A 22,007-nucleotide genomic window follows, 5' to 3' on the forward strand; every position below is an offset into this window, starting at 1 on the left:
ACGGACGGGAATCGATGCCATCATGCAACGAGCTCGAATGACCGATCGAATGGAGTGAGACCAGTGAGCGACACACAGACCGCCCGCACCGACGACGATCTCCTCGTGTCGGTGGAGGTCATGAGCTGCGTGACGGACCGGGCCGGTGCCACCGACCCGCTGGCCGCGGCGGCCTCCGACATCGCGTGGGACGTCGCGCCGGGCACCGAGCCCCTTCCCGGGGTCTGACGGCCTCGCGGTCCGGCAGCGGGAGGCGCGGTGGACCACAGGCTGGTCGCCGGAATCGAAGTGGCACTGGGCTGGGACGGACCACAGCGTCTCGGTACCGGTTTCGCGCGGGGCGCACTGCGTGAACCGGGCCTGCCCGCGCGCCTGCTGACGCCCACCCGGCTCCTGGACCTGGTGATGCGCAGGAGCCTGGGCAATCCGCAGATCCGCTGCTTCCAGGACGGCAAGGAACTGCATCCCGGCGCGTACCTGAATCAGGACGCCGGCGGCGGTGCGGGCAGGGACGGCTCGGGCCTGGTGCACATGCGCCGTCTCGGAGGCCTGCTGCGCGAGGGTACGACGATGGTGCTGGACCGCGCCGACGTCTTCGACCCCACGCTCGAAGTGGCCTGCCGCGCCTTGCAGTGGTGGTCGGGTGAGCGCGTCACCGTCAACATCTACCTCACCACGAACGCCGCCGACGGCTTCGGCCTGCACTGGGACGATCACGACGTCCTCGTGGTCCAGCTCTCCGGGGAGAAGGACTGGGAGGTGCGGGGCCCGTCACGTGTCGCGCCGCTGCACCGCGACGCCGCCCGCGACGACACACCGGGCGAGGACGTCCTCTGGACCGGGACCGCGCGCCCCGGCGACGTCCTGCACATCCCACGCGGCTACTGGCACCGGGCCGGCCGTGACGGCCGCGGTTCCGGGCACAGCCTGCACATGACGTTCGGATTCAGCACGAGGACCGGAGCGTCCTGGCTGTCCTGGCTCGCCGACCGGTCCCGTGAGCACGAGCTGTTCCGCCGCGATCTCGACCTCACGCCCGGCTCGGAGCAGCACCGCAGGCTCGCCGAGGCGGCCGTGGAACTCGTGGGGTCCTCGCCTCCCGCCGACTTCCTGGCGGCGCGCGAGCACGCGGTCGCCCCGTCCCGGCACGTCCCCTTCCTGGAGACGTTCGGGCATCAGGGCTCCGTCGTCTGCGTCTGCGAGTTCCGCCCCCGGATCCGCGATCTGGGAGAGACGGTCGAGGTGCTCTCCTCGGGCCGGAAGCTCACGTTCAAGGCCAAGGCGCTGCCCGCCCTACGCCTCCTGCTGAGCGGCCGGCCGGTGCCGCTGGACCGGGCGGCCGACACGGTGGGGGACGAGGTGCATCCTCTGGCCGAGATCCTGATGCGCCACGAATGGTGCGCGCCGTTGACGCCCGGTCTGGCCTCGGGCTGCTCGGACCTCGTGTCCGAGGTGACCGACGTGGCCGACGTATCCGAGGTGGCAGATGCGGCAGATACGGGCGCCCATGGGGCCTGACGCACGAGAAGGCAGGATCCGCGCGGGATCCTGCCTTCCGTGTGCCGAAGCCTCACGAGGCCCGATGCGGGCCGGGCCCGGTCCTCGGCTCAGTCCTTCGGCCTCTTCGGACGCCAGACGACCAGCGCGCTGGTCTGCTGCACGTCCTGGTACGGCACGAGGTCACGCCGGTAGGAGGCGTGCACCTGGGCCTCGCGCTGCTGCATGGCCACGGCCGCGCCGTCCACCGCCGCCGAGAGCTCGGCGACGCGCTGCTGGAGCGCGGCCACCTGGTTCTCCAGCTCGATGATGCGCTTGATGCCCGCGAGGTTGATGCCCTCGTCCTGCGACAGCTGCTGCACCGTGCGGAGCAGCTCGATGTCACGGGCCGAGTAGCGCCGACCGCGCCCGGCCGTACGGTCGGGCGAGACCAGGCCGAGGCGGTCGTACTGGCGCAGCGTCTGCGGGTGCAGGCCCGAGAGCTGGGCCGCGATCGAGATCACGTAGACCGGTGATTCATCGGTCAGCTGGTACGGATTGCGTCGACGGCCGTCCATCTCAAGCTCCCTTCGCAGCCTGGAACAGCTCCGCCCGCGGGTCCTCCCCCGCGGTCGACTTCCGGTAGGCCTCCAGCGCGTCCTGGGCGTCCGTGCCGAGGTCCGTGGGCACCGACACCTCGACGGTGACCAGAAGGTCGCCCCGGGTGCCGTCCTTGCGTACGGCGCCCTTGCCCCGGGCCCGCATCGTACGTCCGTTGGGCGTACCGGCCGGGAGCTTCAGGGTGACCGGGGGCCCGCCGAGGGTGGGGACCTTCACCTCGCCGCCGAGTGCCGCCTCCGGGAAGGTGACGGGCACGGTGACCGTGAGGTTGTCGCCCTTGCGGCCGAAGACCGGGTGGGCGTCGACGTGGACGACGACGTAGAGGTCGCCGGCCGGGCCGCCGCGCTCGCCCGGACTGCCCTTGCCGCGCAGCCGGATCCGCTGGCCGTCCGACACCCCTGCCGGAATCCTGACCTGCATCGTGCGGGCCGACTTCGCCCGGCCGCTGCCCTTGCAGACGTCGCAGGGGTCCTGGGCGATGAGGCCCCGGCCCTTGCAGTCCACGCAGGGATCGGTGAGCGAGAAGCCGCCGCCGGTGCCGCGCGAGACCTGGCCGGTCCCGACGCAGGTCGGGCAGACCCTCGGGGTGCCGTTCTTGTCGCCGGTGCCCGAACACGCCTTGCAGGGCGCCTGGCTGGACATCCGCAGCGGGACCGTGGCCCCGTCCACCGCCTCGGTGAAGCTGAGCGTCACCTCGGACTCGATGTCCTGGCCGCGGCGCGGCTGGACCCGTGTGCCCGCGCCACCGCGGTTGAACAGGCCGCCGAAGACATCGCCCAGGCCGCCGCCACCGCCGCCGAACCCGCCGGCACCGGCACCCTGGCCGCCGCCGCCCGGGGCGCCCCCGAAGAGGTCGCCCAGGTCGAAGTTGAAGTTGCCGCCCGCGCCGCCGGGACCCGCCCGGAAGCCTCCGTTGCCGAAGAGGGCGCGCGCCTCGTCGTACTCCTTGCGCTTCTTGGGGTCACCGAGGACGTCGTTCGCCTCGGAGATCTCCTTGAAGCGCTCCTCGGCCTTGGCGTCACCCTTGTTGGCGTCCGGGTGGTACTCGCGGGCGAGCTTCCGGTACGCCTTCTTGACCTCGGCGTCGGTGGCGTCCTTGGGGACGCCGAGAACCTTGTAGTAGTCCTTCTCGACGAAGTCCTTCGTGCTCATCGACGTCCCTCCTTCCGGACGATCGGCCGTGCGGCCGGCCCTGTGGCCGGCCGCACGCCCCGTCGGTGTTCACCGCTGTGGTCGGACGGAATGTCAGACCTCTTCGGTGCCACCGCTCTCCTCGTCGTCTGCCTTCTCTTCCTTCGCCGCCGCGGGCGTGGCGCCCGGCTGCGGCTCGGCCACGGCCACCCGCGCGGGGCGGATGGTGCGCTCCCCGATGCGGTACCCAGGCTGCAGGATCGCCACGCAGGTCGTCTCGGTGACGTCCGGCGCGTACGAGTGCATCAGGGCCTCGTGGATCGTCGGGTCGAAGGGCTCGCCCTCCTTGCCGAACTGCTGGAGTCCCAGCTTCGCGACGACCGTCTCCAGGGACTCGGCCACCGACTTGAAGCCGCCGACGAGCTCGCCGTGCTCCCGTGCCCGGCCGACGTCGTCGAGGACGGGCAGGAGCTCGCTCAGCAGACCCGCTGCCGCGACCTCCTTGACCTGCACCCGGTCCCGCTCGACGCGGCGACGGTAGTTCTGGTACTCGGCCTGGAGCCGCTGGAGGTCGCCCGTACGCTCGTTGAGCGCGGTACGGACCTGGTCCAGCTGAGCCGTCAGGGCCGCTGTCTGCTGTACGTCCCCGGCCGGGGCCGCCGCCTCCTCCTCGGAGGAGGGAGCGGCTGCCTTCGGCTCGGCGTCGTCGGAGTTGGCGCCGGAGGGGACGTCAGGCTTCTCGTCGAAGCCCGGGGTCTCCTCGGTCACGCCGCACCGCCCTTCGTGTCCTTCTCGTCGTCCACGATCTCGGCGTCGACGACGTCGTCGTCGGCCTTGGCCTGACCGTCGCCCGGCGCCTCGTCGGCGCCCGGGGCCGCACCCTCGGCCTGGGTGTTGGCGTACATCGCCTGGCCCAGCTTCTGGGAGACGGCCGCGACCTTCTCGGTGGCCGTACGGATCTCGGCGGTGTCCTCGCCCTTGAGCTTCTCCTTCAGCTCGGTGAGCGCGGTCTCCACCTCCGTCTTCACGTCGCCGGGGACCTTGTCCTCGTTGTCCTTGAGGAACTTCTCCGTCTGGTAGACGAGCTGCTCGCCCTGGTTGCGCGACTCGGCGGCCTCACGACGACGGTGGTCCTCGTCGGCGTACTGCTCGGCCTCTTCACGCATCCGGTTGACCTCGTCCTTCGGCAGCGAGGAGCCACCGGTGACGGTCATCTTCTGCTCCTTGCCGGTGCCGAGGTCCTTGGCAGCGACGTGCATGATGCCGTTGGCGTCGATGTCGAAGGCGACCTCGATCTGCGGCACGCCACGCGGGGCCGGCGGCAGACCGGTGAGCTCGAACATCCCGAGCTTCTTGTTGTACGCCGCGATCTCGCGCTCGCCCTGGTAGACCTGGATCTGCACGGACGGCTGGTTGTCCTCGGCCGTCGTGAAGATCTCGGAACGCTTGGTCGGGATCGTGGTGTTGCGCTCGATGAGCTTCGTCATGATCCCTCCCTTGGTCTCGATGCCCAGGGACAGCGGGGTCACATCGAGGAGCAGGACGTCCTTGACCTCGCCCTTGAGGACACCGGCCTGGAGCGAGGCGCCGATGGCGACGACCTCGTCCGGGTTCACACCCTTGTTGGCGTCCTGGCCGCCCGTGAGCTCCTTGACGAGCTCGGCGACGGCCGGCATACGGGTCGAGCCACCGACGAGAACGACGTGGTCGATCTCGGAGAGCTGGATGCCCGCGTCCTTGATGACGTTGTGGAACGGGTTCTTGCAGCGGTCCAGGAGGTCCGCGGTCAGCTGCTGGAACTGCGAGCGCGTGAGCTTCTCGTCCAGGTGCAGCGGGCCCTCGGCGGACGCCGTGATGTAGGGCAGGTTGATCGTGGTCTCGGTCGAGGACGAGAGCTCGATCTTCGCCTTCTCCGCGGCCTCGCGGAGACGCTGGAGAGCCATCTTGTCCTTGGACAGGTCCACACCGTGCCCGTTGGCGAACTGCTTCACCAGGTAGTCGACGACCCGCTGGTCCCAGTCGTCACCACCGAGGTGGTTGTCACCGTTGGTGGCCTTCACCTCGACGACGCCGTCGCCGATCTCCAGGAGGGACACGTCGAAGGTGCCGCCACCGAGGTCGAAGACGAGGATCGTCTGGTCGTCCTTGTCGAGGCCGTACGCCAGGGCGGCGGCCGTCGGCTCGTTGACGATGCGCAGGACGTTCAGGCCCGCGATCTCGCCGGCCTCCTTGGTCGCCTGGCGCTCCGAGTCGTTGAAGTACGCCGGGACGGTGATCACCGCGTCGGTGACCTTCTCGCCCAGGTAGGACTCGGCGTCGCGCTTCAGCTTCTGCAGGATGAAGGCGCTCATCTGCTGCGGGTTGAAGTTCTTGCCGTCGAGCTCGATCTTCCAGTCCGTGCCCATGTGGCGCTTGACCGAACGGATCGTCCTGTCGACGTTGGTGACCGCCTGGCGCTTGGCGACCTCGCCGACCAGCACCTCGCCGTTCTTCGCGAAGGCGACGACGGACGGCGTGGTCCTGGCGCCTTCGGCGTTGGTGATGACGGTGGGCTCGCCGCCTTCGAGAACGCTGACGACGGAGTTAGTCGTGCCCAGGTCGATGCCGACCGCACGTGCCATTTCAATTCCTCCAACTGACTACTTGAGTGGATCTGACTCAAGGATGCATGACACCCACCCCGGAGTCAAAGGACCTGAGCCACTTACGCTCAACTTATGTGCTCGCAACTGCGCTGAGCAGGCATTTTCCGCATTCGGGTGGCGAAAGAAGCGGAGAGGCGTCCGCCGGGGCGCCCCGGATCCGCGACACCGGCACCCCGAATCCGCGACACCGGGGTGAGCCGCACGTCACACACACCCCACCCACCATCGCACCGTGGGATCGTTCTGTCACAAAATGCATCGAGACGGTCATACCGTCCCGTCATCGACTCCGGGCAGGTGCCATGCGGAACGCGAAGCAGACTGCGGTACGAAGGAGACGGCAGCCCGCCCGGCCGGCGAAGACCAGGACCTCCCGGCCCGCCACCGGCCCCTTCCCCGGGATCGCCCGCGCAACCATGACGGCCGGGCGCGCCGCCTGGGCACCGGTCTCCACGGCCGCCGGCCGGGCCATCGGCTCCCTGTCGGCCCTGACGGCCAAGCGAGCTCTCGACCTGGCGCTCGGCTCGGCGCTGCTCCTGCTGACGGCTCCCGCAGTCGCCCTCGCCGCGCTGGCCCTCGCCCTCCGGACGTCCCGCACCCCCGGACGCGTACTGAAGCGTGAGATCCGGGTCGGGCTCGCGGGCCGCCCCTTCGAACTCCGCTCGCTGCGCACCCGCCGGCTCCGGCTCGACCTGCTGTCCCGGCTGCCCCACGTCGTACGGGGAGAGCTCTCACTGGTCGGCCCGCCGCCCCTCACCCCCGGGGAGGCCGCCCGCCTCGGACCCGCCGCCGGGCACTGGCGCCAGAGCGTCCGGCCGGGCCTGACCGGCCTGGCCCAGGTGCGCGCCCGCTCGGGGATGCCCTGGGACGAACCCGCCCTCCTGGACGCCCACTACGCAGAGCATCATGGGACAGGGCTCGACCTGGCGATCCTGGCGCAATCCGTACGCATCCCCCTGCATGCGGCACTCCGCGGACTGCGACGTCCGGGGAAGGCTCACCTGAGCGACACAGATCACCGCTTGCCCGGCTACAGCGTGGCGGAATAAGTGGATAGTGTCAGCACAGACTGATTAAGTTACTGCTTAGTAATCGCTTGTACGCACCGGACCCCACCCTCGCAGGCCCGAGGAGCCCCCAAATGCAACTCGCCGCGATCATCGTGTCGCTGGTTCTGATCGTGGTCGGCGCGGCACTTTTCGCCCGCGCCCTCCTGCAGATCTACACCTTCATGCGACTCGGCCAGAACGTGCCCGCGGGCACCCGCACCGATGAGCCCGTACAGCGCACCGTCACCGTGGCCAAGGAGTTCCTCGGCCACACCCGGATGAACCGCTGGGGCATCGTCGGTGTCGCGCACTGGTTCGTGGCCGTGGGCTTCTTCTCGCTGCTGCTGACGATCGTCAACGCCATCGGCCAGCTGTTCCAGGCCGACTGGCTGCTGCCGATCGTCGGCGAGTGGGCTCCGTACAACGTCTTCGTCGAGTTCATCGGCACGATGACGGTGCTCGGCATCGTGGTCCTGATCGTGATCCGCCAGCTCAGCAGGCCGGACAAGCCGGGGCGCAAGTCCCGCTTCGCGGGCTCCAACTTCGGCCAGGCGTACTTCGTCGAGGCCGTCATCCTCATCGTCGGCGTCTGCATCTTCATGCTCCACGCCCTCGAAGGCGCCCAGCACCACGTGAACAGCTACGAGGCGTCGTTCTTCATCTCGTACCCGGTGGTCTCCTGGCTCGAGGGGATGGACGTCTCCACGCTCCAGAACCTCACCTACTTCTTCGCCGGCCTGAAGATCGCGACCTCCTTCATCTGGATGATCACGGTCGCCCTGAAGACCGACATGGGTGTCGCCTGGCACCGCTTCCTCGCCTTCCCGAACATCTGGTTCAAGCGGAACGCCGACGGAGCGGTCTCGCTCGGCGCCCTGCTGCCGATGACCTCGGGCGGCAAGGAGATCGACTGGGAGGACCCGGGCGAGGACGACACCTTCGGCGTCTCCCAGGTCGAGCAGTTCTCCTGGAAGGGCATCCTCGACTTCTCCACGTGCACCGAGTGCGGCCGCTGCCAGTCGCAGTGCCCCGCCTGGAACACGGGCAAGCCGCTCTCCCCGAAGCTCCTGATCATGTCCCTGCGCGACCACGCGCACGCCAAGGCGCCGTACCTGCTGGCCGGTGGCGGCAAGGACATGGAGGGCAACGAGAAGGCCACCGAGGAGCAGCTCAAGGACGTCCCCGCGGCCGCCCTCGCGGAGGCCGAGCGCCCCCTGATCGGGACGCTGGAGGAGAACGGCGTCATCGACCCGGACGTGCTCTGGTCGTGCACCACCTGCGGTGCGTGCGTGGAGCAGTGCCCGGTCGACATCGAGCACGTCGACCACATCGTCGACATGCGCCGCTACCAGGTGATGATCGAGTCCGCGTTCCCGTCCGAGGCGGGCACGATGCTCAAGAACCTGGAGAAGAAGGGCAACCCCTGGGGGCTCGCCAAGAAGCAGCGCGTCGAGTGGACCAAGGAGGTCGACTTCGAGGTCCCGATCGTCGGCAAGGACGTCGAGGACCTCACCGAGGTCGACTACCTCTACTGGGTCGGCTGCGCCGGCGCCCTGGAGGACCGGGCCAAGAAGACCACCAAGGCCTTCGCGGAGCTGCTGCACATCGCGGGCGTCAAGTTCGCGATCATGGGCGGCGACGAGAAGTGCACGGGTGACTCGGCCCGCCGCCTGGGCAACGAGCCGCTGTTCCAGCAGCTCGGCCAGGAGAACGTCGCGATGCTGAACATGGCGTTCGGCGAGGACGACGACGAGCCGGAGACGAAGAAGCCGAAGGCGACGAAGAAGATCGTCGCGACCTGCCCGCACTGCTTCAACACCATCGCCAACGAGTACCCGCAACTCGGCGGCGAGTACGAGGTCATCCACCACACGCAGCTGCTCCAGCACCTGGTGGACGAGGGCAAGCTCGTGCCGGTCACCCCGGTCGAGGGCCTGATCACGTACCACGACCCCTGCTACCTGGGCCGTCACAACAAGATCTACACGCCCCCGCGCGAGATCATCGCCAAGGTCCCGGGTCTGCGGAACGAGGAGATGCACCGCCACAAGGAGCGCGGCTTCTGCTGCGGCGCCGGTGGTGCCCGGATGTGGATGGAGGAGCGGATCGGCAAGCGCATCAACAACGAGCGCGTCGACGAAGCCCTCTCCCTCAACCCGGACATCGTCTCCACCGCGTGCCCGTTCTGCCTCGTCATGCTGACCGACTCGGTCAACGGCAAGAAGAACGACGGCAAGGCGAAGGAGTCGGTCCAGGTCGTCGACGTGTCCCAGCTGCTCCTCGAATCGGTGAAGACGCCCGCCGACCCGGAGGGCGACGCGGAGCCGGCCGGCCAGCCGGAACCGGCACCCGTCCAGTAGCCGTCCCCCACCACGGAAGCGGCCGGACCTGCCTCGGGGGCAGGACCGGCCGCTCCGTCGCGTCAGGGGGCGCGGCAGAGGGTACGGCGAACCCCCCGGGGTTCCCCTAGGGGATGTCACAGCTAGGCCGCAATGGGCCCCCTGTTCCCCCGGCCCCCACACCGCACCCGTACGGACCAGGTACGTTCGATGGGTGGCTGGATTCAGGATCGGACGCGGCCGGGACAACCGCACACCGCAACAACACCCGCAGCAGCAACAGCCGTACGGCACACAGGCGTCACCGCCGCCGTACGGCGGGCAGTCGTGGCCCCCGGCAGGAGGCAACGGCGGCGCACCGTACGGAGGCTCCCAGGGCGCCCCGTACGGCGGCGGGCACGGCGGCAACGGACACGGGGGTGGGAACGGGCACGCAGGCGGGCACGGCGAACCGGAGTACTTCGGCGACCCGTACCACCAGCCGTCGCAACAGGACCCGTACGCCAACGCCCCGGGACACACCCAGGCGTTCAGGATCGACGAGGACCCGTACGGCGCCGGCAACACCTACCAGGCCGGCCAGGCCCCCGCGCAGCCGTCGGGGCCGCGGCTGCACTGGAAGCAGCTGCTGAGCGGCATCGTGATGCGGCCGGGACCGACGTTCTGGCAGATGCGCGACTACCCCGTCTGGGGCACCGCCATCGTCGTCACCTTCGTCTACGGCCTGCTCGCGCTCTTCGGCTTCGACCAGGCGCGCGACGAGGCGATCCACGCCGAGGTCTCCACGGCCGCCCCGTACGTCATCTTCACCGGCGTCGGCTTCGTCATCGGCGGACTGGTCCTCGGCGCGGTCACGCACACCCTGGCCCGCCAGCTCGGCGGCACGGGCTCGTGGCAGCCGACCGTGGGCCTGTCGATGCTGATCATGTCCATCACGGACGCGCCCCGCCTCGTCTTCGCCCTGTTCCTGGGCGGTGAGAACTCCCTGGTCCAGATACTCGGCTGGATCACCTGGCTGGCCGCCGGGGCGCTGTTCACCTCGATGGTGAGCAAGTCGCACGACCTGCCGTGGCCGAAGGCGCTGGGCGCCTCGGCGATCCAGCTGATCGCGCTGCTCTCGATCATCAAGCTCGGCACGATCTGACCGGACATGCGAGAGGGGCCCCGGTGCGGCAACCGCACCGGGGCCCCTCCTGTGTCTCTCGCGCGCGTCCTGGGATCCTAGGAGTCGAGAACCTGACCCTCACGACGCACGACGGGCTTCTCCACACTCCACGGGAAGTTGATCCACTGATCGGTCTTCTTCCACACGTACTCGCATTTCACGAGCGACTGCGGCTTCTCGTAGATGACCGCGCTGCGCACCTCGGCCACATGGTCGATGCAGAAGTCACGGACGAGTTTCAGCGTCTTTCCCGTATCCGCGACGTCGTCCGCGATGAGCACCTTCTTCTGCGTGAAGTCGATGGCATTGGGGACGGGCGCCAGCATGACGGGCATTTCCAGGGTGGTGCCGACCCCGGTGTAGAACTCCACGTTCACCAGGTGGATGTTCTTGCAGTCCAGGGCGTACGCCAGCCCGCCCGCGACGAAGACCCCGCCCCGCGCGATGCTCAGCACGACATCCGGCTCGTAGCCGTCGTCGGCCACCGCCTGCGCCAGCTCACGTACGGCGTGCCCGAAGGCCTCGTACGTCAGATTCTCCCGCACTTCACCAGCCATGCCGTATCACACCTGTGTCCGATGGAAATTCATGAAAGAACGCGAGGCGGTCGGCCCTCGCTGGCCCTGATAACGCGATCCGTAACGCTCGGATCCGTACGGAAACTCCGAGGACGACGTCAGCCGGAACATGCACAGCTGCCCGATCTTCATTCCCGGCCAGAGCTTTATCGGCAGCGTCGCCAGATTCGACAGCTCAAGCGTCACATGGCCCGAGAACCCCGGGTCGATGAACCCGGCCGTGGAATGCGTCACCAGCCCGAGCCGGCCCAGTGAGCTCTTCCCCTCCAGCCGCGACGCCAGGTCGTCGGGGAGCGAGATGACCTCGTACGTCGACGCCAGGACGAACTCGCCGGGGTGCAGGATGAACGCCTCGTCGCCGTCCGGCTCGACCTGACGGGTCAGGTCCACCTGCTCGACGGCGGGATCGATATGCGGATAGCGGTGGTTCTCGAACACCCGGAAGTAGCGGTCCAGCCGCACATCGATGCTCGAGGGCTGCACCATCGACGCGTCGAACGGGTCAATGCGAACCCGCCCGGCATCGATCTCGGCCCGGAGGTCCTTATCTGAGAGAAGCACGCACCGAGGATACGCAGAACGCGCAGGCCGACCCCAACCCGGACCGGCCCACGCGCCTGACTCACACCTCTAGCGCTCCTCGAACGCCACAGGAACGGCCTGCCTCAACCGCGCACAACGCGGACAGCGGATGAGCCGCCCGGGACCGATCCGCTCGGACCCGAGCTGCTGCATCGGGAACGAAGAGGCGGCAAAAACGTGCCCTTCGGCACAGCGGACGACGGTGCGCTCCATCGACTCCATCAAGTCCCTTCCCCAACCAGCCTTGGACGAGACCGCCACATTAGGGGATGAACGGGACGCCACTCCAGGCGGCACTCCGCCCACCCACGCTACGCCCTCAACTCCCCGCCCCCACACCCGCGTCCACCCCCCGAAACGACACCCGGGCCCCACGGCGAAAACACCGGGGGCCTGGGATGGGGTAGAGTGTGGGACGGTGCACAGCCGATCATCGGCGCGCTTCGCGGGTGTAGTTTAATGGTAGAACATGAGCTTCCCAAGCTCAGAGCGCGAGTTCGATTCTCGTCACCCGCTCTTCCACGAACCCCCGGGTCAGCGACCCGGGGGTTCGTCGTTGTCAGGACCTACTCGTGGCCTGCCGAGATCGTGTCGCCCGGTTCAGCCGCTGGGCCGTGGTGGAGCAGGGGGCTCTCCGCCTCACGGTCAGATCAACGCGCGGGCCCTGCGCTCCCAGTCTGCGATCCGGGCCATCACGCCACTGACCTGCTTGACCGCAGCCGTGAGGTCTCGGCCCGGCACCCGCAGCTCCCGGCTCATCTTCACCATCCACCGCATGCCGACCTCGATCTCTTCGAGCACGCCGACCACATCATGGGTGGACTCGGCGGTACTGATCATCTGCTCCAGGAAGCCGCTCGGCGAACCGGCGCGCTGCTCGGGCGGCATCTCCTCGATGACGTCGAATGCCGTCTGGACCGCCGCGTCCATCTCCACCATCTGCCCGGCGAAACGGGTGCATGCCTCCCGGAGACCGGTGGCCGGTTCGGCCATCGCCTTGGACAACTCGTGCATCGCCGGCAGCCACGCGCTCATCGGCGCCCCCGGCTGGGCGGCCTGTTCCATCACGGGACCGATCTGCACAGCAGATTCGGCGATCACCGTCATGAACCCGGCGATTGCCTCCGTGGTCTCGCCCATCGCCTCCGCCTGCGCCTCCACCCGGGCGAACTGATCGAACAGTCCGGGGGCCTCCAGGTCGTCCGGCTCCGCCTCGACCGCAGCTGCCCGTGGCGACGCCGCCGGCAGCCCGAACAGGATCCGGGCCGGGGTCAGCGGCTCGAACCGGTTGTCCAAGGCACCCTTCAGCGCAGATTCCAGGTCCCGTCGCGCACTGACCAGACCGCTCCGGCTGCGCTTGAACATGATCGTCCGGATCAGCGAGAGGTCGAACGGCAGCTGCCCGTGCTCGCCTATGTGGATGATCGGTTTGCCCGTCAGGTGCCGGATCCCCAGCTCGTAGGTGACGTTCGCGTTGCCCCCGGTGAGGTCGGCGATCACGATGTCGTCCTGCAGCACGTGGCGGCAGATCTGCTCGGTGATCTCACCCGTGTCGGCGATCCCGTCGGCCCTGACCGGGACGATGCCGTGCCTGGCGCAGGCGGGCAGGATCACCTTCTCGTAGATTTCCAGGTTCTCCTCGTACGCCAGGAGTTCCGGGCTCCCGTCCGGGGCGTGTTCATCGCCGATGGGCGCGATGACGAAGCAGGTCGTCATCGGCGCTTCCTCGGGCTTCGGCTCGGCGGCGGCCACGATGGTCATGCGTAGTCCTCCGTTTCGAACTCCGTTACGGAATCGCGCTGTTCCTGGAAATGGGCACCGGCTCGCAGATCAGCCGGGTAGATCGGGCGCTCCTCGATCCCGAGCGCCCGAAGCAGGTCGGCGGTGGGAATCCGGTACTGCCACCCGAGGCGCAGGACCTGGCAAGGGAAGGCGTCCTGGTGAAGGAGCTTGTACGCGGTACCTCGGCCGAGCCCAAGCGCCCGGGCGGCGGTACGCAGGTCAACGACCAACGGCAGATCGAACGCCTCACCGAACGACAGCCAGGTCTTGGAACGTGGGGTCATCGTCGCCCTCCTGCTGGACGCAGCGACAGGGTGCCGATGCGGCTGCCCTCGCTCGGACGCCGCGCCCGGTGCACGATCGCTCCGAGACCCAAGTGGCCCGCCAGCTCGCCCAGTCGGAAGCTCTCCAACCGGTCCGGCGCAACGCTGAATCGCACGGTCGCGGACAGTCCGTCGGGACGGGCGGGTGGCGACACCCGCAGCTCCCAGCCGTCGTGCCAGTCACCCGTCGGCGACTCCGCGGGAGACTCCACGGAGAGGTATGCGGCGGCCAGCTCCTCGACATCCGCCACTGGCCGCTCCCGAGTGCGGGCCCTGGCGAACGCCCAGACTCGGTTGACGGAGGGGCGCAGCAGTGCGCGGCCCGCCTGCTGGGTCCGCAGGTCCGCGTCCGCAAGCACTGTCAGGAGGGCGAGCACCGCCTCGGATTCGAGCTCCCGCCGGTCGATCGGCCACCGGATCGCTATCCGGTAGAGCATGCTCCGCATCACGGGCAGGGCCAGCCAGAGCGTCAACAGGCGGGCTGATCCCGCCACATCGGTGTCGCGCTGCGCCGCATCGACCGCCTTACGCCAGATTTCTTCGCGGAGCGACGGGTCCGCCGACCTGTCGTACAGCGCCCGTCGGGCCGCAAGGGCGGAGAGCTGGGTGGGGCCCTCGGCCATCATGACCGGAAAGGGCAAGTCGGTGAGCAGGAATCGGTGCTCCAGCACATCGAACACCCGGTTGTAGGGGATCAGTCCCATGGTGAACCTCCCGAATCGTCAGCCATGCCGTCCACGATGCGTGAGCAGGCCCGGGCGATCCGGTGCAACTCCTCGCGCAGAGTCTCGTAGGGGACCGGCGAGAAACCGGCCGTGTACCGCCTCGTGCTCGCGGCGGAGTCGTGGTCGCAGGCGGCGGCGTAGTAGTACACGTCGCCGGTTCGGCCCTGGACGGAGAGGCCCTGGGTGTCCTGCTGGCGGTTGCCGCCTGCTGCGTTCCTGCAAGAGGCGCAGCCTCCTGCAGGCAGGACGTAGTTCATCGGCCTGCCCCGCCGGGCACCACCCCGTGGACGACGGACCCGTGGATCACGCCCTGGACGGCCGTGCCGTGAACGTCCTGCTGGACGAAGCTCGGCCGTTCCGCCGCCGCTCGCGCCGCGGGCCGCGGTCCGCCCTCCGGCGAGTCCGGTCGGGATTCCCCCACGTCCTGCAGGTCCACACCGGGCAGCCGAACCCAGCCGTACCCGGCGAACCCCTTCTGTTCGACGTGGATACGGCGGTACTGCTCCGGGTCGTGTCCGTGTAACCGCAAGCGCACCACGTCCTGGTACAGCCGGTCTGAGATCACCACGGCCAGGCTCGTTGACCCCGCCGCCGCCAGGGCCCGCTTTACCTCGGGTGCGTTCAGGTAGCGGGCCACAGCGATTGGGGCGGGGCCTGAGAAGCCGAGGGCGGCGGTGGCGGCCACGCCGGTGTCGATGGCCACCCGGAGCCGCATCCGTTCGGCGGGCCGGCGGGTGGCGTTGTAGCCGCCGAGCTCGGCCGCCAGGTGGGTGACGTATTCACCTAGCACCAGCTGCTCGGAAGTGCCGGCCGGGAGGACAGCGAACTCCATGTCGCCCTGCGGCTGGACGGACCACGTGCCGTGGTCCAGCCCGCTGAGTTCGGCTGCCGCCCTCAGCACGCGGGCAAGCTGGGCCTGTGCGGTCTGCTGGCCTGGTGTGTCAAAGCGGCTGTACTGCTCGATGTCCGCCGCCAGGCAGATACGGCGGTCGTTTTCCGGCCAGGGCTTGTCCCCTGGTCGGAAGGTCGGCTTCGACGTCATGTGAACCATCACCTACTCGATGAGTTCGGATAGTCAGTGGTGCTGGTCGCCAACTGTGCTGCCGACGGGTCGAACTTTCCGGAGAGGCCGCAAAAATGCGGGATGCAGGTTCCTGTCAGCGGTCGATCGGCGACAGGAGCCCAATCGCCCGGAGGCGGTCGGGCTTGAGCACCGCCATCTCACCGTTCCTGATCCTCATGACTCCTGCGTCACGGAACCCCGCCAGCGCCCCCTGGACCGACCTCTCTCGTGATCCGATGAGCGCGGCGAGTTCGGCCTGCGTGAGCTCGACGCAGATCAGAGTGTGCGAGCCGATGAGCTCCCCGTGGTTCTCGGCGAGTTCGGCGAGCACCCGGGCTAGCCGTACACGAACCGGGAACTCGCCGAACACGATGCGCCAGGAATTCGCGCTGTGCAGGCGCCGGTTGCTGAGTCGCATGATGTGAAAGGTGATCTCGGGATACTTACCCAGGAATTTCTGCACGGCTCGGCGTTGGATGACGTGTACGTCGATGTCCTCACCCGCCGTCACCGTGGCCGACCTGGGCGTGCCGTCGATCACGGCCATCTCTCCGACCACGTCCCCGCTGGCCCGGATGGCGATCAGGGCTTCATGCCCGTTGGCGCGCTTCCTGGTGACCTTGACGTAGCCGGTCTCCAAGAGCATCAGGCAATCGCCCGGTGCCCCCTCCACGAGGATCTTCGCTCCGTGCGAATACTGCTGCGGGGAACCGATACTCAGCAGTTCTTCCCTGGCCTCCTCCGACAAGCTGCCAAGGAAGGGGGAGGGCTGCCGCTCGCCGATGCCATACGTACCGCTCTGTGCTGCCCCCTGGGTCGTGCGCTCCATACCCCACCTCGTGGTCGAGTCCAAGTGCCTTCCGACAAGGCAATCAGGCCCGGATTCGAGCGGAAAGAGCGTGCGGATGGCAACGACGTGGTGCGTGTGCATGGTGCGGCGCGTCGAGGCGAGGGACTCCGACGATCTTCCCAGGTGCTTGTGCAGGGCGGCATCATGCGGTTCGATTCCCGTTACCGCTCTTTGATGGACCCGGTCAGCGACCAGGGCCTTTCTTGCGTTCGGGGCCGGCCCCAGGTGTGGAGGCTGTGGGGACGGCTGCAACTACGGGGTTGCCGCCAAGCGTGGTTTTCCAGCGTGTGCAGAATTACGGCCGCGGCCGTCCAGGCTTGGGGGGAATCCCGAGCAAGCAAGTGCATACTCCAGTATGCTTGCTACATGTCCTCAACGACTCGCATCACCGTCACGCTCCCCAGCGACCAGGTGGCGGAGCTCCGCAAGCTGACGGACAACGTCTCCGGCTATGTGGCGGAGGCAGTAGCCCGCCAGATCCGGCACCAGCTCCTGGGCGACGACCTCCGCCGCCACGAGGAGAAGCACGGCCCCTTCAGCGATGAGGAGCTCGCCGAGGCACGCGGGAAGATCTTCGGCTCCGCCGGCTCCTCCACGGGCGCGGATGCTGCGTGAGCGAGCGCGTCGAAACCGTCGTCCTGGACTCGGAAGGGCTCTCCGCCTGGATCGCGCAGGACCGCAAGCTCCTCGCGATGCTTCAGGTCTTCCACGACATAGGAGCCGACCTGGTGATCGGGGCAAACACCATCGTGGAAGTCAGCCACTCCCGCACCAACATGCCTCGCCTGAACTGGGCCTTGTCCCGCATCAAGGTGGAGCCGGTCACCGAGCAGACGGCGAAGGCGGCGGCTGAGCTCCTCAAGGGAGCCGGACTGCACGGGCACAAGTACGCCATCGACGCCACCGTCGCCGAGGTCGCGCTCCGCCAGCCGAAACCCGTCGCCCTGCTGACGTCCGACAGCGATGACATGACCAAACTCTGCGGAAACCGGATCCGCATCATCCCCCTCTGACGCGCCACCCCACCCCGAGCACACCCTGGCAGGGTCCGCCACACCGCTACCCTCGTGCCCCATCCGTGCCCAGCCGACACGAGGCGGCCTGACCCACCCCCACGCCAAGGAGCACGAACCATGCCCGCCCACGCACTCCACTTCGATGGGTACGAGGGGGAACCCCTGCGGTTGCCGCCCATGCCCGAACACACGCCTCAAGCCCTTCGGTTGGCGATTCAGGAACACACTCCGCACCTCCTCCCGGACTTTGAGGCGCACTGGAGGCGCGTCATCGGCGACGCCTTCAACATCACGCTCGTGCCCGCCTTCATGCGCCTGTGGTGGACGCAGTACGCCATCGCCCGGAACCCCGTCCTCGACTCGCACCTTCGCGGCCTCGAAGCCCGCGCCGCCAAGTCAGAGGACCCCGAGGAGTCCCTCCGGCTTCTGGAGGAGTACAGCCGCTTCCAGCACGAAGCCGCTGAGAGGAAGCCCGGAGAGTGATCGGCGAACCACTGCGGAAGCCTTGGCAAATGAACTGGGCGAAGCAGGCGCAGCACGACTCCAGAACATGCCCGCCGAAGGCAGTGACCTGACTTCCGGGGGATCGACGCCGATGCCTCGCTCCCGCACTGGATGACCGTCCGACCTCTGGCCTCTGCAAGCCCCGGCGGCCCCCACATCGTGGACCTGGCCGGCGGACGCGGCTGGCTCATCTACACCTTCATACGGCGCCACGCCGACCCGCAGATCGTCGTCACCGAAGCCTTCCAGGCCTGACGTCTGCGCCGCCGGAGTATCTGCGGCACAGGTGGCTCCCGTTCTGTATTCCGTCACCCGCTCCAGCGCAGAATTTCAGACTGATGAACCGTCGTCGACGTGCCCCATCCGTGCCCAGCAGAGCGGCCGCTCCATGAAAAAAAGCCCCAGGCCAACCGTCCGGGGCTTTCTTGTCGGCCCGGAGCGGAACGCGGATGTCGCCGTCCGGCTTCGGTCGCCAGCCAGGCCGGGGAGTACGTCAGCCCAAGAACGGCCTGCCGCGCCGCCCTCGGCCGTGCTTGTACCAGCGGACTTGCTCATGACACTGCCGCGTCTGTCCGGCGTGCGCTCACCGAGTTGTAGGACCCGGCGGCAGGGAACTCCAGTGGCCGAGCAGGCCGTCGTGTCGCAGCAGTGGCGTCACCGAGGGCTTGAGGTGCGGCCAGGGAGTCAGGCGGCGATGAGGTCCTGCTCACGGTCCGACGTTCCGATCTTGGGCCGCTTGTTCGGCAGTGCGAGCCGGAAGACCTTGTGCCACGCGGAGAACACCTGCTTGGGCAGCGGGCCGGTGACGTACTCCAGCTCGTACTTCTCGAACAGCGCGCGCACCTTCACCGCGACCTCGGCGTACCGGTTGCTCGGCAGGTCCGGGAACAGGTGGTGCTCGATCTGGTGCGACAGGTTACCGGTCATGAAGTGCATGGCCTTGCTGCCGCTGATGTTCGCCGAGCCCATCATCTGGCGCAGGTACCACTGGCCGCGGGTCTCGCCCGTGATCGACCGGCGCTCGAAGACCTGTACGCCCTCGGGGAAGTGCCCGCACATGATCACCGAGTGGGTCCAGAGATTGCGGACCAGGTTCGCGGTGAACGTGGCGGCGAGTGTGGTGAGGAACGAGGGGCCCGACAGCAGGGGGTGGATCACGTAGTCCTTGAGCACCTGCTTGCGGATCTTGCGGCCCACCGCCCTGGCCCGCGCGCGGAACTCCGGGTTCTTGCGGCGGCGCTTGTGGAGGTTCTTGCCGAGCTCCAGGTCGTATGCCGCAATGCCGTACTCGAAGAAGCAGGCGTTGAGGAAGTTCCACAGCGGCTGGCCGAGGTGGAAGGGGTGCCACTTCTGGTCCTCGTCGACGCGCATGATGCCGTAGCCGAGGTCGTTGTCCTTGCCGATCACGTTGGTGTACGTGTGGTGCAGCTCGTTGTGCGAGTGCTTCCACTGATCGGCCGGCGAGACGTGGTCCCACTCCCAGGTGGTGGAGTGGATCTTCGGGTCGCGCATCCAGTCCCACTGGCCGTGCAGGATGTTGTGCCCGATCTCCATGTTGTCCATGATCTTCGCCACGGACAGCCCGGCGGTGCCGATCAGCCATGCGGGCGGGAAGATCGAGAACAGCAGCACACCCCTGCTGACCAGCTCCAGCTTGCGCTGCACGGAGATGACCCGGCGGATGTAGGCGGCGTCCTTCTCGCCGCGGTCGGCGATCACCTCGTCGCGGATCGCGTCCAGCTCGCGGCCCAGTTCCTCGATCCGCTCCGCGGTCAGGTGGGCGGTGGGGTCGATGGCGGTCACGGTGCTCCTACCGTTCGATGTCGCAGGGGCCCGCCGCGGCGGACACACAGGTCTGGATGAGGACGCCCGGCTCGGCCTCGGTGATCTCGCCGGTACGAAGGTCGCGGACGGCGCCGGCCTTGAGCGGCGTGACGCAGCCGAAGCAGATGCCCATACGGCACCCGGAGGGCATGAGCACGCCGGCTTCCTCGCCGATGTCCAGCAGCGGCGTGGCGCCGTCCGCGTCGATGGTCTTGCCGGTGGTGCTGAACGTGACCTCGCCGCCTTCGCCGGCGATGACGATGCCCGCGCGGAACCGTTCGGTGTGCAGGCGTTCTCGGACGCCCTGTTCGGTCCAGTGCTCTTCGGCGGCGTCGAGCAGACCTGCGGGCCCACAGGCCCAGGTCTCGCGCTCGGCCCAGTCGGGCACGAGTTCCTGGAGACGGGCGATGTCGAGCTTGCCGTCGATGTCGGTGTGCACCTCGGTGAGCCGAAGCTTCTTGTCCGCGACCAGGCTGTGCAGTTCCTTGCGGAAGATCACGTCCTGAGGCTGTGGCGCGCAGTGGACCATGACGACGTCGTCGAGTCCGGTGTCGCGCAGCATGCCCATCACGGGGGTGATGCCGCTGCCGGCCGTCAGGTAGAGCACCTTGGCGGGCTCGGCCCGCGGCAGGACGAAGTCACCGGTCGCCTGGTCGAGCTGGATCAGCGTGCCCGGTTTCGCCCTGCGGACCAGGTGATTGCTGACCTTGCCGTCCGGGATCGCCTTCACGGTGATCGTGATGCGGCCGTCCTGGCGGTTCGTCGGCGAGGTGATGGAGTAGGCACGCCACAGGCGCACCCCATCGACGTCGACCCCGATCCGCACGTACTGGCCGGCCGTGTGGCCTCGCCAGCCCCGCCCCGGCCTGATCACGACCGTCGCGGCGTCACTCGTCTCGGGGTGCACCGCCTCGATGCGCCCCCGGAGGTCAGCGCCCGTACGGAGCGGGCTGACCAGGTCGAGGTAGTCCGACGGCAACAGCGGCGTCGTGACCATCTCCAGCAGTTTCCACGCCCTGCCGCGAAGGGCTGTACTCGTCATGACCCCAGCTTGCTGCGCCTCCAGGCGTAAAGTCCTGACCACAGGACGTAAATCTGGTCGACCGATTTGTTCGCAGGGAACAAAAAATGAGCTATGCAATCCGGAGAGCCGGCGAACTGACCCTGGATGAGACGACGGTCACCGCCCTTCGGGCCGCACTGAGGACCACCGCCGACGAAGTCGTCCAGGCGATCATCGAGGAGGTTCCTCCCTACGCCCGTGCCCTGTCGGGCCGCATGGGCGCCACCATTCGCAGAGCCGTCCGCACCGCCCTGGGGCACTACCTGGACCTTGCGAGCGGGAACGCCACAGGCGGCGATGCCGGGGACGCCGCCTACGAGCTGGGCCGCGGCGAGGTGCGCGACGGCCGATCGATGGACGCCCTGCTCAGCGCCTACCGCGTCGGCGCCCGGGTCGCCTGGCGATGTCTGGCAGCGGGTGCCGTACCCGCGGGTCTGCCCGCCGCCGAGGTCGCGAAGTTCGCCGAGCTGACCTTCGCCTATATCGACGAGCTCTCCGCCGCGAGCGCCGCGGGCCACGCCGACGAACTGGCCGCCCGGGGCAGAGAACACGAGCGCCACCTGGAACACCTGGCCCGCGACCTCCTCGCCGGCGCGAGCCCGGACGCGCTGCTGGCCTCCGGCCAACGGGCCGGGTGGCAGCCTCCGGTTTCGCTGACCGCCGTCCTGCTGCCCGCCGCCCACGCCCGGCCCGCCTACCGCACACTCGACCCGAACACCCTCGTCCTCGACGATCTGCCGGATGACACCGGTCTGCTCCTCGTCCCCGATGCCGACCGATCACGTCTCCTACGGCAGCTGACCGACCGCGCCGCCGTGGTCGGCCCGGCCCGGCCATGGACCCATGCGTCCGCCTCGTACGCACGAGCCCTACGCGCGCGCTCCCTTTCCTCCGACATCCGCGACACCGAGGACCACCTGCCCGACCTGGTGCTCAGCGCCGACGTGGACGCGTTCGCCGACCTGCGCGCCCGAGCCCTCGCACCGTTGCAGACCTTGCCTGCCGCAACGGCACGACGGCTGGAGGAGACGTTGCGGGCGTGGCTGCTGCACCAGGGCAGGCGGGACGAGGTCGCGGCGGCGTTGTTCGTCCATCCCCAGACGGTCCGATACCGGATGTCGCAGCTGCGGGAGCTGTTTCCCGATCTCGCATCACCACACCGGGTCCTCGAACTGACGCTGGCGGTCGGTCTGCGGGTCCGCTGACGCGTCACCCGTCCGCTGCCGCGTCGGCCAACGTCCGGAGATCGTGCTCGATCCCGGTGCCAAGCC

The 22,007-nt window shown here is 68.5% G+C and carries 24 protein-coding genes and 1 tRNA gene; 11 read left to right on the forward strand and 14 right to left on the reverse strand.

Annotated features, from left to right (window positions below; genetic code table 11):
- Positions 1–63 precede the first annotated feature (63 nt).
- Both ACZ607_RS25325 and ACZ607_RS25330 read left to right on the forward strand, forming a co-directional pair.
- Positions 64–228 carry a hypothetical protein gene (locus ACZ607_RS25325; protein ID WP_469738087.1) on the forward strand — a complete coding sequence of 55 codons (165 nt, stop codon included), beginning with the start codon at positions 64–66 and terminating at the stop codon, positions 226–228.
- Positions 229–258: 30 nt separating this feature from the next.
- Positions 259–1,518 (forward strand): JmjC domain-containing protein, encoded by a 1,260-nt coding sequence (locus ACZ607_RS25330; RefSeq protein WP_469738089.1) that lies wholly within the window; start codon positions 259–261, stop codon positions 1,516–1,518.
- 89 nt (positions 1,519–1,607) lie between these two features.
- On the opposite strand, the gene ACZ607_RS25335 is transcribed toward ACZ607_RS25330, so the two are convergent.
- The 4 genes from ACZ607_RS25335 to dnaK all read right to left on the reverse strand — a co-directional run bounded on the left by ACZ607_RS25335 (position 1,608) and on the right by dnaK (position 5,849).
- Positions 1,608–2,054, reverse strand: a complete 447-nt coding sequence (locus ACZ607_RS25335; protein ID WP_014155378.1) for a heat shock protein transcriptional repressor HspR — start codon at positions 2,052–2,054, stop codon at positions 1,608–1,610.
- A 1-nt stretch (position 2,055) separates the two neighbouring features.
- Positions 2,056–3,249, reverse strand: coding sequence for a molecular chaperone DnaJ (gene dnaJ / locus ACZ607_RS25340; RefSeq protein WP_469738091.1), 1,194 nt, complete (start codon positions 3,247–3,249; stop codon positions 2,056–2,058).
- Between the two features lie 93 nt (positions 3,250–3,342).
- Positions 3,343–3,996, reverse strand: a complete 654-nt coding sequence (gene grpE, locus ACZ607_RS25345) for a nucleotide exchange factor GrpE (protein ID WP_469738093.1) — start codon at positions 3,994–3,996, stop codon at positions 3,343–3,345.
- Positions 3,993–5,849 (reverse strand): molecular chaperone DnaK, encoded by a 1,857-nt coding sequence (dnaK, locus tag ACZ607_RS25350; RefSeq protein WP_124277745.1) that lies wholly within the window; start codon positions 5,847–5,849, stop codon positions 3,993–3,995. The genes grpE and dnaK overlap by 4 nt, the downstream gene beginning before the upstream one ends.
- A gap of 326 nt (positions 5,850–6,175) precedes the next feature.
- On the opposite strand from dnaK, the gene ACZ607_RS25355 reads away from it, so the two are divergent.
- The 3 genes from ACZ607_RS25355 (at position 6,176) to ACZ607_RS25365 (ending at position 10,405) form a co-directional block, all read left to right on the forward strand.
- On the forward strand, positions 6,176–6,922 hold the full coding sequence (locus ACZ607_RS25355) for a sugar transferase (RefSeq protein WP_469738096.1): 747 nt from the start codon (positions 6,176–6,178) through the stop codon (positions 6,920–6,922).
- A gap of 92 nt (positions 6,923–7,014) precedes the next feature.
- Entirely contained in the window at positions 7,015–9,282 is a 2,268-nt protein-coding gene (locus ACZ607_RS25360) for a (Fe-S)-binding protein (RefSeq protein ID WP_469738098.1), read from the forward strand.
- Positions 9,283–9,475: 193 nt separating this feature from the next.
- Entirely contained in the window at positions 9,476–10,405 is a 930-nt protein-coding gene (locus ACZ607_RS25365) for a Yip1 family protein (RefSeq protein WP_469738100.1), read from the forward strand.
- 77 nt (positions 10,406–10,482) lie between these two features.
- Here ACZ607_RS25365 and ACZ607_RS25370 read toward each other — a convergent pair whose 3' ends face one another.
- Together ACZ607_RS25370 and dcd are read right to left on the reverse strand one after the other, a co-directional pair.
- On the reverse strand, positions 10,483–10,983 hold the full coding sequence (locus ACZ607_RS25370) for a phosphoribosyltransferase (protein ID WP_099173425.1): 501 nt from the start codon (positions 10,981–10,983) through the stop codon (positions 10,483–10,485).
- A gap of 6 nt (positions 10,984–10,989) precedes the next feature.
- On the reverse strand, positions 10,990–11,565 hold the full coding sequence (gene dcd / locus ACZ607_RS25375) for a dCTP deaminase (protein ID WP_099173424.1): 576 nt from the start codon (positions 11,563–11,565) through the stop codon (positions 10,990–10,992).
- A gap of 466 nt (positions 11,566–12,031) precedes the next feature.
- On the opposite strand from dcd, the gene ACZ607_RS25380 reads away from it, so the two are divergent.
- A tRNA-Gly gene (locus tag ACZ607_RS25380) sits at positions 12,032–12,102 on the forward strand.
- A 129-nt stretch (positions 12,103–12,231) separates the two neighbouring features.
- Here the strand turns inward: ACZ607_RS25380 and ACZ607_RS25385 are convergent.
- The 6 genes from ACZ607_RS25385 to ACZ607_RS25410 all read right to left on the reverse strand — a co-directional run bounded on the left by ACZ607_RS25385 (position 12,232) and on the right by ACZ607_RS25410 (position 16,308).
- The gene (locus ACZ607_RS25385; RefSeq protein WP_469738102.1) at positions 12,232–13,347 is read right to left on the reverse strand and encodes a hypothetical protein; all 1,116 of its coding nucleotides are present in this window, start codon (positions 13,345–13,347) and stop codon (positions 12,232–12,234) included.
- Complete coding sequence (locus ACZ607_RS25390) at positions 13,344–13,652, reverse strand: helix-turn-helix domain-containing protein (RefSeq protein WP_469738104.1); 309 nt, start codon at positions 13,650–13,652, stop codon at positions 13,344–13,346. The genes ACZ607_RS25385 and ACZ607_RS25390 overlap by 4 nt, the downstream gene beginning before the upstream one ends.
- Positions 13,649–14,395 carry a hypothetical protein gene (locus ACZ607_RS25395; protein WP_469738106.1) on the reverse strand — a complete coding sequence of 249 codons (747 nt, stop codon included), beginning with the start codon at positions 14,393–14,395 and terminating at the stop codon, positions 13,649–13,651. The genes ACZ607_RS25390 and ACZ607_RS25395 overlap by 4 nt, the downstream gene beginning before the upstream one ends.
- Positions 14,386–14,673: a hypothetical protein gene (locus tag ACZ607_RS25400; RefSeq protein WP_469738108.1), complete on the reverse strand. Its 288-nt coding sequence runs from the start codon at positions 14,671–14,673 to the stop codon at positions 14,386–14,388. The genes ACZ607_RS25395 and ACZ607_RS25400 overlap by 10 nt, the downstream gene beginning before the upstream one ends.
- The gene (locus tag ACZ607_RS25405; RefSeq protein ID WP_469738110.1) at positions 14,670–15,458 is read right to left on the reverse strand and encodes a hypothetical protein; all 789 of its coding nucleotides are present in this window, start codon (positions 15,456–15,458) and stop codon (positions 14,670–14,672) included. The genes ACZ607_RS25400 and ACZ607_RS25405 overlap by 4 nt, the downstream gene beginning before the upstream one ends.
- 115 nt (positions 15,459–15,573) lie before the next feature.
- Positions 15,574–16,308 carry a Crp/Fnr family transcriptional regulator gene (locus ACZ607_RS25410; RefSeq protein ID WP_469738112.1) on the reverse strand — a complete coding sequence of 245 codons (735 nt, stop codon included), beginning with the start codon at positions 16,306–16,308 and terminating at the stop codon, positions 15,574–15,576.
- A gap of 387 nt (positions 16,309–16,695) precedes the next feature.
- Here ACZ607_RS25410 and ACZ607_RS25415 point away from each other — a divergent pair, with 387 nt between their 5' ends.
- The 4 genes from ACZ607_RS25415 to ACZ607_RS25430 all read left to right on the forward strand — a co-directional run bounded on the left by ACZ607_RS25415 (position 16,696) and on the right by ACZ607_RS25430 (position 18,104).
- Positions 16,696–16,944: a type II toxin-antitoxin system CcdA family antitoxin gene (locus ACZ607_RS25415; protein WP_469738114.1), complete on the forward strand. Its 249-nt coding sequence runs from the start codon at positions 16,696–16,698 to the stop codon at positions 16,942–16,944.
- Entirely contained in the window at positions 16,941–17,342 is a 402-nt protein-coding gene (locus tag ACZ607_RS25420) for a DNA-binding protein (protein WP_469738116.1), read from the forward strand. Before ACZ607_RS25415 ends, ACZ607_RS25420 begins: the two co-directional genes overlap by 4 nt.
- 120 nt (positions 17,343–17,462) lie before the next feature.
- Positions 17,463–17,828, forward strand: a complete 366-nt coding sequence (locus ACZ607_RS25425; protein WP_469738117.1) for a hypothetical protein — start codon at positions 17,463–17,465, stop codon at positions 17,826–17,828.
- A 132-nt stretch (positions 17,829–17,960) separates the two neighbouring features.
- Positions 17,961–18,104 (forward strand): hypothetical protein, encoded by a 144-nt coding sequence (locus tag ACZ607_RS25430; RefSeq protein ID WP_469738119.1) that lies wholly within the window; start codon positions 17,961–17,963, stop codon positions 18,102–18,104.
- A 429-nt stretch (positions 18,105–18,533) separates the two neighbouring features.
- Here the strand turns inward: ACZ607_RS25430 and ACZ607_RS25435 are convergent, their stop codons facing one another.
- Positions 18,534–19,652, reverse strand: coding sequence for a fatty acid desaturase family protein (locus tag ACZ607_RS25435; RefSeq protein WP_469738121.1), 1,119 nt, complete (start codon positions 19,650–19,652; stop codon positions 18,534–18,536).
- A gap of 7 nt (positions 19,653–19,659) precedes the next feature.
- Positions 19,660–20,715: a ferredoxin reductase gene (locus ACZ607_RS25440; protein WP_469738123.1), complete on the reverse strand. Its 1,056-nt coding sequence runs from the start codon at positions 20,713–20,715 to the stop codon at positions 19,660–19,662.
- A gap of 86 nt (positions 20,716–20,801) precedes the next feature.
- Between ACZ607_RS25440 and ACZ607_RS25445 the strand changes: the two genes are divergently transcribed.
- Complete coding sequence (locus ACZ607_RS25445; protein ID WP_469738125.1) at positions 20,802–21,941, forward strand: PucR family transcriptional regulator; 1,140 nt, start codon at positions 20,802–20,804, stop codon at positions 21,939–21,941.
- Positions 21,942–22,007: the final 66 nt, after the last annotated feature.

The organism is Streptomyces sp. NPDC104381, from assembly GCF_055583745.1.